Annotated in this window: 13 protein-coding genes and 1 riboswitch; of the genes, 8 read left to right on the forward strand and 5 right to left on the reverse strand. The window is 72.1% G+C overall.

Annotated features, from left to right (window positions below; translation table 11 throughout):
* Window positions 1-68 precede the first annotated feature (68 nt).
* On the forward strand, window positions 69-410 hold the full coding sequence (locus tag I5071_RS07120; RefSeq protein WP_236604642.1) for a hypothetical protein: 342 nt from the start codon (window positions 69-71) through the stop codon (window positions 408-410).
* Here the strand turns inward: I5071_RS07120 and I5071_RS07125 are convergent.
* On the reverse strand, window positions 395-1,957 hold the full coding sequence (locus tag I5071_RS07125; RefSeq protein WP_236604643.1) for a hypothetical protein: 1,563 nt from the start codon (window positions 1,955-1,957) through the stop codon (window positions 395-397). The two genes, I5071_RS07120 and I5071_RS07125, sit on opposite strands and share 16 nt — an antisense overlap.
* A 103-nt stretch (window positions 1,958-2,060) precedes the next feature.
* Here I5071_RS07125 and recN point away from each other — a divergent pair, with 103 nt between their 5' ends.
* Both recN and I5071_RS07135 read left to right on the forward strand, forming a co-directional pair.
* Window positions 2,061-3,776: a DNA repair protein RecN gene (gene recN / locus I5071_RS07130; protein ID WP_236604644.1), complete on the forward strand. Its 1,716-nt coding sequence runs from the start codon at window positions 2,061-2,063 to the stop codon at window positions 3,774-3,776.
* 95 nt (window positions 3,777-3,871) lie between these two features.
* The gene (locus tag I5071_RS07135) at window positions 3,872-4,879 is read left to right on the forward strand and encodes a TonB family protein (protein WP_236604645.1); all 1,008 of its coding nucleotides are present in this window, start codon (window positions 3,872-3,874) and stop codon (window positions 4,877-4,879) included.
* 103 nt (window positions 4,880-4,982) lie between these two features.
* Here the strand turns inward: I5071_RS07135 and I5071_RS07140 are convergent, their stop codons facing one another.
* Together I5071_RS07140 and I5071_RS07145 are read right to left on the reverse strand one after the other, a co-directional pair.
* On the reverse strand, window positions 4,983-6,095 hold the full coding sequence (locus I5071_RS07140) for an RtcB family protein (protein WP_236604646.1): 1,113 nt from the start codon (window positions 6,093-6,095) through the stop codon (window positions 4,983-4,985).
* A complete protein-coding gene (locus I5071_RS07145; protein ID WP_236604647.1) occupies window positions 6,092-6,472 on the reverse strand; it encodes a hypothetical protein in 381 nt (126 codons plus the stop codon). Before I5071_RS07145 ends, I5071_RS07140 begins: the two co-directional genes overlap by 4 nt.
* Window positions 6,473-6,642: 170 nt before the next feature.
* On the opposite strand from I5071_RS07145, the gene I5071_RS07150 reads away from it, so the two are divergent.
* From I5071_RS07150 to I5071_RS07160, 3 genes are read left to right on the forward strand one after another with little or no spacing between them, the layout of a single operon-like run.
* Entirely contained in the window at window positions 6,643-7,368 is a 726-nt protein-coding gene (locus tag I5071_RS07150) for a hypothetical protein (RefSeq protein WP_236604648.1), read from the forward strand.
* Window positions 7,369-7,421: 53 nt separating this feature from the next.
* Window positions 7,422-9,020, forward strand: a complete 1,599-nt coding sequence (locus I5071_RS07155) for a peptide chain release factor 3 (RefSeq protein WP_236604649.1) — start codon at window positions 7,422-7,424, stop codon at window positions 9,018-9,020.
* Window positions 9,021-9,069: 49 nt separating this feature from the next.
* Window positions 9,070-10,017, forward strand: a complete 948-nt coding sequence (locus I5071_RS07160; protein ID WP_236604650.1) for a serine/threonine-protein kinase — start codon at window positions 9,070-9,072, stop codon at window positions 10,015-10,017.
* 21 nt (window positions 10,018-10,038) lie between these two features.
* On the opposite strand, the gene I5071_RS07165 is transcribed toward I5071_RS07160, so the two are convergent.
* Window positions 10,039-11,619, reverse strand: coding sequence for a serine/threonine-protein kinase (locus I5071_RS07165; RefSeq protein WP_236604651.1), 1,581 nt, complete (start codon window positions 11,617-11,619; stop codon window positions 10,039-10,041).
* Between the two features lie 5 nt (window positions 11,620-11,624).
* Window positions 11,625-13,124: a hypothetical protein gene (locus tag I5071_RS07170; protein WP_236604652.1), complete on the reverse strand. Its 1,500-nt coding sequence runs from the start codon at window positions 13,122-13,124 to the stop codon at window positions 11,625-11,627.
* 217 nt (window positions 13,125-13,341) lie between these two features.
* Window positions 13,342-13,510, forward strand: a riboswitch (cobalamin riboswitch).
* Between the two features lie 125 nt (window positions 13,511-13,635).
* Here I5071_RS07170 and I5071_RS07175 point away from each other — a divergent pair.
* The gene (locus I5071_RS07175) at window positions 13,636-14,865 is read left to right on the forward strand and encodes a hypothetical protein (protein WP_236604653.1); all 1,230 of its coding nucleotides are present in this window, start codon (window positions 13,636-13,638) and stop codon (window positions 14,863-14,865) included.
* 117 nt (window positions 14,866-14,982) lie between these two features.
* Window positions 14,983-15,732, forward strand: coding sequence for an NUDIX hydrolase (locus tag I5071_RS07180; protein ID WP_236604654.1), 750 nt, complete (start codon window positions 14,983-14,985; stop codon window positions 15,730-15,732).
* The last annotated feature ends 20 nt before the right edge of the window (window positions 15,733-15,752 follow it).

Genomic DNA, 15,752 nt, shown 5'->3' on the forward strand with positions numbered 1-15,752 from the left:
GGCGACGGCGTCGACCCGCTGCGTGCGTGCACGGACCGCCTGCACGCCTGCACGAGAGCACCGCGCGCGTGCACGAGGCCACCGTGCGCGTGGACGAGGCCACCGTGCGCGTGGACGAGCCCACCGCGAGCGTGCACGAGCCCACCGTGCGCGTGCACGAGCCCACCGCGGACGTGTACGAGCCCACCACGCGCCTGCACGAGCCCGCCGCGCGTCTGCACGAGCCCGTCGCGCGTCTGCGTGCGCTCATCGCGCGTCTGCACAACGCCACCGCGCGTCCGCCTGAACGCGCTGCGCGTCCTTCGGGGTCTCGACGAACCGTGTTCGTCGCCGTCCACGACCACGTCAACGTCGTGATCGTCGACGTGATCGTGGTCGGCTTTCGCGGTCGTCCCTACCGGAACGCGTAGCCGAGGTACACGCCCCAGCGGAGGTAGTGATCGACGGCGGTCTCGCGGACGCCGCCGATCACGTTGCCCGACGCATCGACCGGCCACGGCTCCCAGAGGTTGTCGTCCATGTACTGCTGATCGGGCGGGAGCTCGGGGCATCCCGCCGGCGTCGCGCAGCCGACCTGACCGCGGTACGTCGTCTGGAACTGGAAGTACTCGAAGCGCACCGCGACGAACGCGCCCTCGGCGAGCCACGTCGCCTCGTGCCGGAGCTCGGCGCCCACGAGCACTCCGTTCGCGGGGCCGGTCTCGATGCCCCACACCTCGCGGGTCTTCGCGCCGATCTGCAGCCCCACGCGGTAGTCGGCGCGCAGCGCGACCACCAGCGCATCGGGGACCAGCGCGGCCTCGAAGCCGCCGCCGAGCGAGAGGTACTGGTGCTCGACCGGCGGGATGATCGCGTCGAGATCGATGAGCTGCAGCGTCGTGGGGTCGAGCGTGAAGCTCGACACGCCCCACAGCACCTCGAGCATCAGCTGGAAGTCGCCGCGTCGCTCGCCGAAGCGATAGCGCCCGCGCACGCCGGCCTGCACGTCGAGCTGATCGGTCCCGATCTCGATGCGCCCGTCGCCCGCGCACTCCGCCGCGCTGCGACGACAGCCGAACGACGAGAGGAACACCGAGTGGCGGAACGAGACGAGCACGCCGAGCCAGGGGAACGCCTGATCGCCGAGCGCGCCCGGGTAGAGCTCCGCCTCGACGCCGAGCTCCGCGTGGCCGATGCCGCTCGACGTGTAGCCGCGCGACTCGTCGTAGAGCGCGGTCGCGGGATCGGCGGCGGGCTGTCCGCGGCGCACCGCGTAGACCGTCGCGTTCGCCGACATCGAGCGCCACAGCGAGCCCGCGGAGAGCGAGAGGCGGAACGAGTCGTAGCGGCCCGGCGCGCCGGGCTCGATCGGCGCGTCTTCCTCCTCGATGGGCTCTTCTTCGGCGTCTTCCTCTTCGTCGATCGGCGGCGGCTCCTCTTCGTCCTCGCCGCGCTCGCGCCGCACGACGGTCGACGGGGGAGGCGCGGTGCCGGGCACGCTCGTGCGCTCGAGGTGGGGGCGCAGCCGGGTCGCGCCGCCGCGCCCCACGCCGTCCATCGCGCTGGTGGTGCGACCGCTCCAGCCCTCGCTCGCGACGTGCTCGCCGTTCGCCGCGTTGCGTACCCGCACCACGAGCCGCCAGGTGCGGCGCGATCGCGACACGGTGCCCGAGACGAACGCGCGCGCGTCGAGCGCGGCCGCGAGGCGCACGTAGTCCTCGCGCGTCTCGGGCTGCGCCATCCCGAGCTCGCGCGTGGTGCGCCACACGAGCGTCTCGTCGATGACGATCCACCCGGCGTCCTCGAGGTTCGCGACCAGCGCGCTGCGGAGGCGGCTCGCGCGTGGGCCTCGGAAGCGCTCGACGACGATGCGCCGCGATTCCTCCGCGGCCTGGGCGGACGCCACCGAGCACGCAGCGAACGCGATCGCCGAGGAGACGAGGCACGCGAGCGCGCGCCGCAGGAAGAGCCGCACCATCGTCTCGCGGGAGCGTACCAGAGCGGGCGCTTCCGAGCGGCGACGGGCGTCAGTCGTTCGCCGTGGTACACGTCGGCCGCCACCTGCGAGGTTGTGGAGCGCCATGCTGAGCGTCCTGCGCGTGCGTCAGCTCGCGATCATCGACGAGCTCGAGGTCGTCTTCGGCCCAGGGCTGAACGTCCTCACCGGCGAGACGGGCGCCGGCAAATCGATCCTCGTCGACGCGCTGCAGCTCGTGCTCGGTGGGCGCGGCCGGCCCGAGATGGTGCGCACCGGCGCGCCGCAGGCGGAGGTCGAGGCGCTCTTCGACGTCGGTGACGATCCGGTCGCGATCGAGCGGCTGCGCGGCGCGGGCATCGAGACCGAGGGCGGCGAGCTGATCGTGCGGCGCGTGGTGTCGGCGCAGGGCCGCACCCGCGCGTACGTGAACGGGACGATGGCGACCCAGGCGCAGCTCGCGGAGCTCGCCGCGGGCATGGCGGACATCTCGTCGCAGCACGAGCACCACACGCTGGTCGATCCCGCGACGCACCTCGGGTACCTCGATGCGTTCGGTCGTCTCGAGGGGCTGCGCGGCGAGGTCGGCGAGGCGTACCGCGCGCTCGAGGCCGCGGATCGCGCGCTGGCCGAGGCGCAGGCGCGGGTGAAGGGGCGGGGGGAGCGCGAGGACGTGCTGCGCTTCCAGATCAAGGAGATCGACGATCTCTCGCCGCGCCCGGGCGAGCTCGTCGCGCTCGCGGAGGAGCGGGAGCGGCTGCGCTACGCGGAGAAGCTCGTCACCTCGGCGGGCGCCGCCGAGGACGCGATCTACGCGCGTGACGGGGCGATCTGCGAGGAGCTCTCGTCGCTCGCGGCGCGGCTCTCGGAGGCGGCGGACATCGACGCGCGGCTCGCGCCCATGCTCGCGGGGATCGAAGCGGCACGCGCGCAGCTCGAGGAGGCGGCGCGCGATCTCGGGCAGTACGCGCGCGACGTGACGATGGATCCCGAGCGCCTCGCCGAGGCGGACGAGCGGCTGCACCGGCTGACGCGGCTTGCGAAGAAGTACGCGGGCAACGCGGGAGAGGGCGCGGAGGACGCGATCCTCGCCCACCGCGATCACCTCGCGACCGAGCTCGCGGAGCTGGACTCGGCGGAGGAGCGCATCGCGGAGCTCGAGGCGGCGCGGGCGAGGGCGCTGGCGAAGGCGGGCGATCTCGCGAAGGCGCTCTCGAAGAAGCGTCACGACGCGGCGAGCAAGCTGGGCGGCGCGATCTCGAGCGAGCTCGCGTCGCTGGGCATGGGCGGCGCGAAGGTGAGCATCCACGTCGCGCGCCTCGATGGCGGGAAGGGCGAGCTCTCGATCGAGGGGTCGCGCCTGTCGGCCGGGGGCATCGATCGCGCGGAGTTCCTGATCTCGCCGAACAAGGGCGAGGAAGCGCGCCCGCTGCGCAAGGTGGCGAGCGGCGGCGAGCTCTCGCGCGCGATGCTGGCGATCAAGCGGGTGCTCGCGGGGCTCGGGCCTGCGGGCCTCTACGTGTTCGACGAGGTGGACACCGGCGTGGGCGGCGCGGTGGCCGAGGTGATCGGGCGGAAGCTGAAGGAGGTCGCGCGGCACCATCAGGTGCTCTGCGTGACGCACCTCGCGCCGATCGCGGTGTACGCGGATCGGCACTTCCTGGTTCGCAAGGACGTGGTCGGTGAGCGCACGCGGAGCGCGATCCTCGCGATGGACGAGGGCGAGCGGCTCGAGGAGGTCGCGCGCATGCTCGGCGGCCTGAACATCACCAAGAAGACACGGGACGCGGCGGCCGAGCTGCTGCGCGGAGCGCGGGCGTAAATCCTCGGGCGGTGAGCAGAACGAGCGCGCGATCGCGCGTATGCTCGACGATCGTGCGGCCTCGCTCAGACGGTTCGGGTGGGTCGGAGGTGCGGGTGGCGTTGATCGGCGCCGCGCTCGCGGTGATCGGCGCGGCGTCGGGGCCCTTCGCGGCCCACGCGACCGAGCCCGACGCGACGGGCACGGAGCGCACGCCCGATCCGCCGGGCGAGGAGAGTGCTCCGCCGCGGAGCGATGCGCGGCTCGAGCCCGGTCCGCGCGACGAGGGCGAGCCGCCCGAGGTCGAGCTGTTCCCCGAGGACACGCTGGGCGCGGCGGCGGGCTGGGAGCTGCGTCCCGAGCCGGCCCCGAGCACGACCGAGGAGCAGTCGGAAGAGGACCTCGACCGCTGGATGGACGGCCAGCTGCGCGACGACGCGGTGGGCGCGGGCGCGACCGACGGCTGGTACCACGCGCTCGGTCAGTCGATGCGCCGCGAGTTCCGCCCGAGCCTCGACGACATGACGCGCGATCGCCAGGCGCGCATGGACACGGTGCAGCGCGTGGCCGACGAGCTGGGACGGCACGCGCAGCGCCCGCAGCGCCCGATGGATCCCGCCGGCGTCGCACCGAGCACGATCTTCGCGCGCACGCGCGAGGACGAAGCGGTGCAGGACAGCTTCGATCAGCGCAGCCCGCTCTATGCGCCGATCACCTGGCACCGCGTCGAGGTGCGGGTGACCCACGCGCCCGACGGGACGATCCTCGCGGTGCACGTGCTGCGCACGTCGGGCATGCCGTCGATGGATCGTGCGGCGATCGAGGCGGTGCGCGCCGGGGCGACGAGCGCGCCGCGGCCGCCGCCGCGCGTGCACGGCGAGCGCCCGAATTTCGTGAGCGAGTGGGCGTTCGAGGTGGGCGACGTCGCGCCGCACTGGAACGTGGTGGGCGGCGTCGACGGGCCGACCGGCGAGGGCATGCAGGGCGCGGCGCTCGGTCGCGGCGTGATGCGCACGAGCGTCTCGCTTCTCCGCGTGACCGACGCGATGCACCCGAGCATCGAAGAGCGACGCGCGGAGCGCCGGCGCGAGCGTCGGGAACGCGCAGAGCGTCCCGAGCGCTGACCGGCGCTCCGCTCGAGAAATCGGCTCGCCCGCCGGTTCCTACCGTCCGCGCGCTTCGCGCGCTCCCGTCCAGGACCGGCGGGACGAGCACTCCGGCAAGGACTCAGGTGCCCTTGTGCACGAGCACGGGGCGCATCGTGCGGACCACGCGCACCAGCTCGCGCTGGGCACGCATCACGCGCTTCACGTCGTTGTACGCAGACGGCGCTTCTTCCACGAGCTGCGCCGCCATCCGCGCGTCGTACGCGACTCCGTCCATCTGCCGCGCGAGCTCGCGCGCCGACACTCGACGTCGCGCCTCGCCGCGGGTGAGCGCACGACCTGCGCCGTGCGCGCTGCTCGAGAGCGCGGGCGCGTGGCCGCGCCCCTCCGCGTGATGGCTCGCGGTGCCCATCGATCCGGGAACGAGCACCGGCGCACCTTCGTGTGCCGGCACCGCGCCCTTGCGATGGACCCAGAGCGACTCGCCGTCGTGCGACTCGCGCGCGACCGCGTCGTGATGGCACTCGATCCACGACGCCGCATCGGGCGTCGCGTGGGTGTGCGTCGCGACGATCTCCGCGACGCGATCCGCGATGATGCGACGGCTCGTTCGTGCATAGGCGAGCGCGACGTCGAGATCGTGCAGGTACGCGCGCCCTTCGTCGCTCTCGGCGTCGAGGCACGCGAAGCCCTCGTCGTCGCGGGCTGCGCGCGCGGCGTGCGCCTCCTGGATGGCGGGCCCCAGCGCGCGCGAGCCCGAGTGCACCATCAGCCAGAGCGCGCCGTCCGCTTCGTCTTCCTGGAGCTCGACGAAGTGGTTGCCGCGCCCGAGCGTGCCGAGCTGCACCGCGCCATCGCGCGCGCGGATGCGCTCGAGCACGCTGCTCGAGAGCGGCGGGCCCTCGAGAGCGCGCGTGGGCCCGCGGTGGGTCGGCACCGCGCGCGAGAGATCGCCGAGCACGCGCGCTGCGATCCGAGGATCACGCACGCGCTCGGCGGACGTACCGAGGGACATCGCGGCCACGCCGCAGCCGAGATCGGAGCCGAGCAGCTCCGGCCTCAGCGTGCGACGCGTCGCGATCGCGGTGCCGACGCACGCATCGCCGGCGAGGTGCACGTCGGGCATCACTGCGACGCGCGCGACGTCGGGCGCGCGTGCGACGCGCTCGAGGAAGCGGCGGACGTCCGCCGCGAGCGGTCCTGCGGACCAGATCGCGATCGGTGCGACGCTCATCGCACCTCGTCTTCGGTCTTCGTGATCGCGTCGGCGTCGATCGTGGCGAGCACCACGAAGCCGAGCTCGGGCGCTCGCTTGCGGTTCACCTCGGTCGCGATCTCGCGCCGCAGGTAGGCGCGTGCTTCGGAGAGCGCCTCGCGCACCGACTCGCAGGCGTCGGCGGGCGCGGAGATCACCGCGAGCAGGTGGGCGTCGTCCGGGTTGGGGACGACCTCCATCAGACGCGCGTCGTCGAGGCGCGCGTCGTCGGCGCTCGCGAGCGCGAGCGAGAGGGCCTCGAAGGCCGCTGCATGCATCTTCTTGGAACGAGGATCGGACTCGGACGGGAACGAAGGACCGGCGCCGCGGGCGCGGCGCGGAGAACGCTTGCTCATGGAGGATCACCGTGGGCACGGATAGGTCACGTGACGCGCGGCCTCGCGGCGGCGTGGACCATCCACGCTCGCGATGCGAGCAACGCGCAGCTCCGCGCGGGCCCCGGGCTCCCACGACGTCCGTCGCGCTCGAGCTCGTTCAGGAGCGAGCGCGCGAGATCGTCGGGCCGGTGAGGCGCGACGCGGAGCGGTGTGACGCAAGAAGCACGGCGAGCCTCCTTTCCGGTGAGAGCGCCGGAAGATGCGCGCGCAGCTGCTCGCACGCAAGCTCGTCGGCGATGGGTGTGTTCGTCCTTCGCTTCTCGTTCGAGCTCGAGCCGCCCTCGTTCGACGAGGTCGAGCGCGCGTTCGGGACCGAGATCGGCCGGGCCCTCACGTCTGTGGAGCCGGGGCCGCGGCTGGGCGCGAGTCGCACGTTGCGCATCCGCGCCGCGGAGGGCTTCGTGCTCGTGGAGCAGCGCGGCGGCGAGTGGGTGGTGCACGCCGGCATGGATCGCAGCGGCCCGCTTCGTCTTGCCTCGGACCTGCTTCGCTCCCTGGGAGGCCACCACCCACCTCGCAGCCCCGGCAGCCCGCACGAGCGCGATTTCGGCGAGGAGTGGTACGGCTGGCTGTTCGAAGGGGGCGATTTCCAGATGCGCGCCGGAGCTCACGCCGTTCGGGTGTGGCACGGGTTCCTCTCGCGGCTCGAAGAGCTCGCTCGGACCGACCTGCTGTCGATGCTCGAGGCCCACGACATGGCGGCATTCGAGCGTGCGCTGAGCGTGATTCCGCCCGAGGCGCTGGCCCAAGACGTGTTCGGGGAAGTCCTCCCGCGCGTCCACGCCGAGCTCCTCGCGTTCCTCGCCCACGCGCGCGAGGCGGGGCTGCACGTCGACGTCCTGCTCGACACCTGATCGGCCCCGTCGTGCGTCTCGCGCGTTCTTGCCCTAGATTCGCCCGCTCTCCGATGTCCCACGAGTTCGAGCGGCGACGCACGTTCGCCATCATCGCCCACCCCGACGCGGGCAAGACCACGCTCACCGAGAAGCTGCTGCTCTACGGAGGCGCGATCCACACCGCGGGCGCGGTGCACGCGCGCAAGGCGCAGCGCGCCGCGACGTCCGACTGGATGGAGCTCGAGCGCAAGCGCGGCATCTCGATCACGAGCTCGGTGCTGCAGTTCGAGTACCTCGGCATCCGCTACAACCTGCTCGACACGCCGGGCCACCAGGACTTCAGCGAGGACACCTACCGCACGCTGACCGCGGCCGACTGCGCGATCATGCTCATCGACGCGGCGAAGGGCGTCGAGGAGCAGACGAAGAAGCTCTTCCACGTCTGCCGCCAGCGCGGCACGCCGATCGTCACGTTCGTGAACAAGCTCGATCGCCCGGCGCGTGATCCCTTCGCGCTGATGAGCGAGATCGAGGAAGTGCTCGGCATGCGCACGGTGCCGCGCACCTGGCCCATCGGCTCGGGCGAGGACTTCAAGGGCGTCTACGACGTCGACAGCAAGGGCGTGCTCACGTTCGATCGCACCGCGAAGAACGCGTCGCGCGTGCCGATGCAGACGAGCGGCATCGACGATCCGAAGATCGATCAGCTCGTCGGCGAGCAGCTCGCGAAGAACTTCCGCGACGAGGTCGAGCTGGTCACCGGCGCGGGGGACTCGTTCGATCAGGAGCGCTTCCTCGAGGGCGAGATCTCGCCCGTGTTCTTCGGCAGCGCGCTCACGAATTTCGGCGTCGAGCCGTTCCTCGAGGCGTTCCAGGACATCTGCCCGCAGCCCGGGCCGCGCGAGACGAACGTCGGCAAGGTCGAGCCCGGCGAGGATCGCTTCGGCGCGTTCGTCTTCAAGGTCCAGGCGAACATGGATCCGAACCATCGCGATCGGATCGCGTTCGTGCGGATCGTGTCGGGCAAGTTCGAGAGCGGCATGTGGGTCAACCACTACCGGCTCGGGAAGCAGATCCGACTCGCGCGCGCCGAGCAGCTCTTCGCGCAGGAGCGCCAGACCGTGCACGAGGCGTGGGCCGGCGACGTCGTGGGCCTGCACGATCCCGGCATCTTCCGCATCGGCGACACGCTCTCGACGGGCTCGCCCGCGCTCGCGATCGACGCGGTGCCGCGCTTCTCGCCGGAGTACTTCGCTCGCGCGACGCTGCTCGATCCGCTCAAGCGCAAGCAGATGCAGAAGGGCATCGACGAGCTCGCGGAGGAGGGCACGCTGCAGCTCTTCTTCCAGCCCGGGCGCGAGAAGGATCCGATCCTCGGCGTCGTCGGTGTGCTGCAGTTCGAGGTGCTCGCGTACCGGCTCCAGCACGAGTACGGCGCGAAGGTGACGCTCGATCGCCTGCCGTACTCGTTCGCGCGCTGGGTCGACGGCGCGAAGGACACGAAGGAGCTCGAGGCGCGCCGCGTCCCGCTCGCGGTCACCGACATCGACGGCAAGCCCGTGGCGCTGCTCCGCGACGAGTGGGAGCTGCTGCGCATGCAGCGCGACAACGAGCAGTGGAAGTTCCTCGAGACCGCGCCGATCGCGCCGGTCTCGGAGACCGAGAGCTGAAGCTCCTCGATCGTGGTGGGTGAGCGCTCCGCGCTTATGTGATCCGAGCGTGGAGCCCACCCAGACGACGCAACCGATCCCCGACCGCATCGCGCACTTCCGCGTTCGCGAGAAGCTGGGCGAAGACGCGTTCGGGGTCATCTACCTCGGCGACGACGAGAACGATCGCGAGCGCGGGCCGGTGCGCATCCGCGTGCTGCCCGAGTCGGTGCACCTCGAGCCCGATCGTCGCGCGCGCTTGATCCGCGATGCCGAGCGCTCGATGGCGATCGATCATCCGGGCCTCGCCGCGCTCTACGACGTCGGCGACGATCCGCGCGGTCTCTATCTCGTCTCGGCGCCGGTGAAGGGGCGCACGCTGCGCGCGTACGTCGAGGATCGGAAGCAGCTCGATCTCGCGGAGACGCTGCGCATCGCGCAGGAGATGACGAGCGCGCTCGGGGCGGTGCACCGCGAGGGCCTGGTGCACGGCGTGCTCTCGGACGAGCGCGTGATCGTCGACGACGCGGGGCGCGTGCACGTGATCGATCTCGGGCTCGCGGAGTTGGTGCGTCCCGTCGTGAGCGCCGAGCCGAGCGCGGTGATGCCCGACGAGAACCGTCGCGTGCTCGACGCGCGCACCGACGTCTACGCGATCGCTGCGATGATCTACGAGGCGCTCACCGGCACGCGCGTGAGCACGAACGAGCTGTCGAGCGATCCGCCCGAGCAGCTGCCGCGGATCGAGGGCGCGACGAAGGAGCGCATCCCCGCCGCGCTGGTGACGCTCCTGCAGCGCGCGACGTCGCGTGATCGCGCCGAGCGCCCCGAGGACGCGGATCGCTTCCAGGCCGCGCTCGCGAGCATCGATCTGCCGACCGAGCCGCTGGGCGAGCAGATCGCGGAGACGCGGAAGGACGTGCTCAAGGGCACGTCGAACGCGTGGGTCGTCGGCGCGTCGATCGCGATCGCGCTGGTCCTCACGTTCGTGCTGGTGCTGGTGATCGGCGGGACGTGAGCGCGATTCACGTGCGAGGCGTCAGCGACGCCGTCCGCCGCGGCGTTTGACCGGCCGGCGCGTGCCGCGGCGCTTCGTTCCGCGCTGCTTCGTGCCGCGGCGCGGCTCGTCGATCTCGTCCTCGTCGCTCGCCGGGCCTGCATCGAGCCCGGCGTCGAGCCCGGCCGTGCTCGGCACCTGGCTCGTGCCCAGCGAGACGCCCGCGTCGGGCGCGCTCGAACGCGGACCGATCCCCGCATCGATCATCGCCGACGCAGCGGTCGCCCCGATCGCGCTGGGCTCCTCGTCGCTGCCCGCGTTGGCGAGCCACACCCAGGCGAACGTCGCGCCGGTCGCGGCCGCGAGCGCGAGCGCGAGGAGCGACGTGAAGCGCGACGGAGATCCCGTCGCCGGCGGCGGCGGACGCGTGCTCGAGTAGGGGCTCTGCGTCGGCATCGCCGCGAGCGTCGGCGCGTCCGCGAGCGCCACGCGCTCCTGCGAGCTCAGCGCGGGATCGCTCGCGACCACCGCGGCCCGTCGCGCGGTCGAGTCGTCGCGCGTCTCGAGCTGGCTCGGTCGCGTCGCGGTGCTCGGTCGCGGCGGCAGCGCGGGGTTCACGCGCGCACCGCTCGCGGTCGAGCGCGGGCGCGGACGACGGAGATTGCCGGTCGGTGTCGACGCGCGCGGATAAGGGCCGGTGCCGCCCGTCGAGCCGGGCCCGACTTCGTTCGGCAGCGGCATCTCGGAGAGGCTGGTGAGGCCCGAGCCCGGATCGTGGAACGCGCCGCCCCACAGGTCGACGAGCGCGTTGCGCATCTCGCGCGCGTTCGGGAACCGCTCCTCGCGGTTCTTCGACATCGCGCGCTCGATCACCTCGACGAGCTCGTCGGGCGCATCGGGCCGGTGCGAGCGCACCGGCGCCGGAGGATCACGCGCGATCATCGCGATCAGATCGCCGACGAGCTCCGACTCGTACGGCATGCGCGCCGTGATCATCTCGTAGAGGATCACGCCCATCGAGTAGATGTCGGTGCGCGCGTCGAGGTCGGTCTGACCGCGCGCCTGCTCGGGCGACATGTAATCGGGCGTGCCCATCAGGGTGCCCTCGATCGTCATGTCGGTGCGGCCCGCGCGACGCGAGAGACCGAAGTCGAGCAGCTTCGGAAAGCGGCCGTCCTCGTCGTCGATCAGGAAGATGTTGTCGGGCTTCAGATCGCGATGGACGATGCCCGCGTCGTGCACCGCGCTGAGCCCGCGCAGCGTGAGCGACGCGAGGCGCGCGGCCTCGTCGAAGTCGAGCGGGCCGATGTTCGCGAGGTAGTCCGCGAGCGACTCGCCGACGAGCCGCTCCATGACCATGTAGGGCACGTCGTCGTCGGTGAACCCGAAGTCGTTGATGTCGACGACGTTGCGGTGCTTCACCGACGCCGCGACGCGCGCCTCGCGCAGGAAGCGCTGCGCGACCTCGCTGTCCTTCGGCGCCGTGCGGTGCAGGAACTTCACCGCGAGCATGCTGCCGAGCGCGACGTGCTCGGCTTCCCACACGCTCGCCATGCCGCCCTCGCCGATCTTGCGGACGAGACGGTAGCGGTCGCCGATGATTGCGCCTTCGACCTGCGGCATCGGGATCAGGGCACCGGGGGAGGAGGAGGAGCGTCGAGGAGACGGACCTGATCGACGAGCAGGCCGTTGCAGAGCTCGACCGGATCTTCGAGCGCCGCGTCCTCGGGCGTGCACGCCGAGTGATCGCTCGGACAGACCACGACGTCCCGGCCGCCGTCCGACGCGGGCACGGTGCGGATGCGCCGGCGCAGGACGCCGCGACGCGCGAGAGGCCACACGAGCAGCCCGCTGTCGGGCCCTTCGGGGAGGAACGCGCCGGTGCCCATCCCCGAGAGCTCGTCGGGCAGCAGCGGCGTCGATGCGACGCGGATGCGGATCGACTCCTCGGAGTCGAGATCGACGACGTAGAGCGCGTCGTCGAGGGTCTCCTCGATGCTGCCCGCGCTCACGAACGCCGCGGCACGTCCCGGCAGGGGCACGAGCCCGCGCGAGGGCAAGGTCGCGAAGAACGACTGCGACGACCACGCGTTCTCGAGCGTCACGACTGGCTCGCGATCGAGGTTCTCGGGGTCGCGCTGGACGAGGATCTCGACGATCCCCGCGCTCTCGGCGCGCGCCGTGACGTCGCCTCCGACACCGCGGCACGCGACGACGAGCCGCACGACGTTGTCGGGATCGTTCGTCGGATCGAGGCTCGGCGCGATCTCCGCGCAGCGCAGCAGATCCTGATCGGTCGCGTCGTAGGTGAACGTGCCTACCACGCGACGGCCCGCGGGATCGACGATCGCGAGCGCGGACGGGGCGACCAGATCGGTGCCCTCGGCGGAGCCCTGCGCCTGGTAGCCGTCGAGGCCGATGTAGAGGCGATCGAAGCGGTGCACCATGCGCTCGGGCTGCGGAGGCGCGCCCGTGACGAGCCCCGCGAGCGAGATCGAGTCGACGACCGCGCCGCCCTCGTCGTTCTCGGGATCGAGCTCGAACACGAGCACGTCCTGCCCGAACGCGGTCTCGCCGTCCACGCCCGCCGCGCGCAGCGCGTAGAGCGTGTCCACGTCGTCTTCGTCCGGGGTGTCGCTCGCGGGCACGACGACCAGATCGAGCACCTGACCGCCGCTCGCCTCGGGACGCGCGACGAGCATCGGCGCGGTGCGCAGCTCTTGGGGCGGGGACGTGTCGAACGGGAAGCGCACGAGCTCGCGACCGTACCGCGTCGTCGCGATCGTCACGCCTCCGCCGGGCAGCTGCGACCACGGCATGCGCCCGTCGAGCCCGATGCCGATCGTCGCGAGCTGATCGTCCCACTCGTACGTGGCGTCGAGCCACACCTCGGTGAGCGTCTCCGCGGCGTCGTCGGGGTCGGCCGTCGGGAATTCGATCGCCGTGCCGGTCTGGTCGAGCAGATAGATCTCGGTGCGCGTCTGGTCGTACGCGAGGACGCCGAAACGCGGCGTGACGCCCTCGGAAACGGGGGCACGATCGCTCGTCTCGCAGATCGTCGGGCAGCCGGTCGCGAGCAGCGCGAGCGCGGTCGCCAGGACCGCGACCCACGTGCGGGTCCAATGCATCGGCCCGAGTGTCGCCTCGGCGGGCGCAGGACGCCAGCACGTCTTGCGTGGGGGGAGGCGGTCGGGTAGGACGCGGCCCTCGGTCGCCTCACGGAGACCGTGTTCGTCATTGACAACCCTTCGCGCGCACGGTCGCGGCGTCTGCTCTCGCATCGAAGGATGGAGGTGCGCGCGCCGCGTGGAGGCGACGAGGCTCCCGAGTGGGGGCACGTCGCGGAAGAGGGAAGCCGGTGAGATGCCGGCGCGGCCCCCGCCACTGTGACCGGGGACGGCGCGGACGCGGTGTGCGATGCGCACCGAGTCACCACTGCGCGTGCTCGTCGTGTGAGCGGCGGGGCGCGGCGGGAAGGTGGTCCGCGACGGACGATCCGGGAGCCAGGAGACCTGCCGTGTGCGCGGCGCGTGCGCTCGATCGGGGAGGATCGGGCTGCTGCTCGTTCGATCGCGATCGTGATCGGCGCGCGCGTGTGCGAACGGAGACCGCGGGGACGGGCTCCGGACGGAGCGCGTGATGGATCGAGCGAGGCTGGGTGGTGGGTGTTGGTTGTTCGCGGCCCTCGTGATCGCGACGGGATGCGGTGACGACGACGGCGGGACGCCATCGTCGGACGCGGGCACGGACGCGCGTGTCGGACAGGTCGACGCGCAGATCGAGGTCGACGCGTACGTCGCGCCGGACGCGTACGTCGAGCCCGATGCGTACGTCGCGCCGCCCTGCGATCCCGGGTGCGGCGAGGGCGAGGCGTGCCTCCGCGGCGTGTGCGTCGCGACGTGCGGCGGCGACGTCGCGGCGATGGACGCGGCGCTGGCGGAGGGCCTCGTGCCGGTTGCGAACGTGTGCCGCGCGGTGAGCGGACCGATCGAGGTGGTGGTGCCGACGGGCGGTGCGATGCCGCGCGTCTACGAGGTCACCGCGGCGACGGTCGACACGACGACGACGTTCACGCTCTCGCGCTGGACGCTCGATCCGAGCGTGAGCGCGCCGACGCCCGAGACCGTCGCGACGACGACGCACGCCGGCCACGCGGCGAGCGCGATCTACGCGGGCGGCTACCTCGCGCTGAGCCCCGACGAAGCGCGCGCGATCTTCGGGTACACGACCAGCGACGAGGGCTTCGTCGGTGGCGTGTTCGACGTCGCGGTGGGCGGCGGCAGCGCGAGCGAGACGCGCGCCGACGGGAACTTCGACGGCGTCTGGCTCGACGACGCGCACTACGTGGTCAACGGGCTCGGCATGGCGGGCGCCGCGACCTCGGGGCAGGGCCTCTACGTGCGCGACGTGGAGACGCCGAGCGCGTGGCGCGCGCTGGACGAGATGGGCGCGTACAGCGGCGGCGTGACGCTCGTCGGCGACGTCGTGATCGCGGGCGCGGCGATGGCGTTCGGGAGCAACTGGCCGGACGAGCGCGGCGGTGGTCGCATCTTCGTGCTGCCGCGCGAGGTGCTCGAGGACGCGGAGACCGTGTCGTCGGCGTGGGACGCTTCGCTCGCGCAGCTCGAAGCGCCCTCGGCGTTCACGCGCGTGTTCGGCACGAAGCTCGCGGCGACGACGTACATGGACGCGCCGCCCTACGACATCGCCTCGATCGAAGTGCGCGCGCTCGCCGAGACCGGCGAAACCTGGACGTTGAGCGCGCCCGTCCCGCTGACGACGGGGAGCACGTTCCGGCGTGTGGTCCCGGCGGGCACGGATCGCGCGCTGCTCGTGCACGCGGGCGGCCTTCTGATCGTCGAGGAGTGATCACGGGATCGGCCCTCGGCCCCGCGTACGGGGCCGAGGGAGATCTTCTCGTCGTGCGTCGTTGACTAAGATGCGGATTGCATCCAAGGTTCGATGCATGATGCAGCGAAGGTCGCGATGACGAAGCGGGCTCGTCCCGATCAGGACGACGACGGCGAGGTCCCGGAGGGCTACGACGTCTCGCGCTTCGAGCGACCCTCGGTCGCGGTCGACGTCGCGCTGCTCACCGTCGACGAGGGCGCGCTCCGCACGTTGCTGCTGCGTCGAGATGCTGCGCCGTACCGCGGGCGATGGGCGCTGCCGGGTGGGTTCGTCGGGATCGACGAGGCGCTCGACGACGCGGCGGCGCGGGTGCTCGAGCAGAAGACCGGGATCCGTCGGGTCTTCCTCGAGCAGCTCTACACGTTCGGCGCGCCCAAGCGCGATCCGCGCACCCGGGTGATCACCGTCGCGCACTACGCGCTGGTCGATCCCGCGCGCCTCGCCGATGCGCGCGAGGAGACGCGCGTCGCGACGCTCGAGGTGCCGTGGGAGGGCGAGACCGGAGGGCCCGTCGATGCGATGGGCGTGGATGGTCGCACGCTCCCGCTCGCGTTCGATCACGCCGACATCCTCGGCATGGCCGTGAAGCGCGTGCGCGGGAAGCTCGACTACACGCCGATCGGGTTCCAGCTGCTGCCCGAGCGCTTCACGCTCGCGGGGCTGCAGCGCGTGCACGAGACCGTGCTCGGTCGCCCGCTCAACAAGGACTCGTTCCGCCGCCGGATGCTCGCCTCGGGACAGCTCGAGGCCACCGGCGATCTGCAGACCGGCGTCGATCACCGGCCTGCCGAGCTCTATCGGTTCGCGCGTCGCTCGGCGGTCTGAGCGCGCGCTCGAAGGAGGTG

Origin of the sequence: Sandaracinus amylolyticus (genome assembly GCF_021631985.1) — a bacterium.
Lineage (GTDB): Bacteria > Myxococcota_A > Polyangia > Polyangiales > Sandaracinaceae > Sandaracinus > Sandaracinus amylolyticus_A.

Bases quoted from the DNA above. Each gene is read 5' to 3' on its own strand.
- I5071_RS07125 (WP_236604643.1), bottom strand. From the start codon at position 1,957: ATGGTGCGGCTCTTCCTGCGGCGCGCGCTCGCGTGCCTCGTCTCCTCG.
- recN (WP_236604644.1), top strand. From the start codon at position 2,061: ATGCTGAGCGTCCTGCGCGTGCGTCAGCTCGCGATCATCGACGAGCTC.
- I5071_RS07140 (WP_236604646.1), bottom strand. From the start codon at position 6,095: ATGAGCGTCGCACCGATCGCGATCTGGTCCGCAGGACCGCTCGCGGCG.
- I5071_RS07145 (WP_236604647.1), bottom strand. From the start codon at position 6,472: ATGAGCAAGCGTTCTCCGCGCCGCGCCCGCGGCGCCGGTCCTTCGTTC.
- I5071_RS07155 (WP_236604649.1), top strand. From the start codon at position 7,422: ATGTCCCACGAGTTCGAGCGGCGACGCACGTTCGCCATCATCGCCCAC.
- I5071_RS07165 (WP_236604651.1), bottom strand. From the start codon at position 11,619: ATGCCGCAGGTCGAAGGCGCAATCATCGGCGACCGCTACCGTCTCGTC.
- I5071_RS07170 (WP_236604652.1), bottom strand. From the start codon at position 13,124: ATGCATTGGACCCGCACGTGGGTCGCGGTCCTGGCGACCGCGCTCGCG.
- I5071_RS07175 (WP_236604653.1), top strand. From the start codon at position 13,636: ATGGATCGAGCGAGGCTGGGTGGTGGGTGTTGGTTGTTCGCGGCCCTC.
- I5071_RS07180 (WP_236604654.1), top strand. From the start codon at position 14,983: ATGACGAAGCGGGCTCGTCCCGATCAGGACGACGACGGCGAGGTCCCG.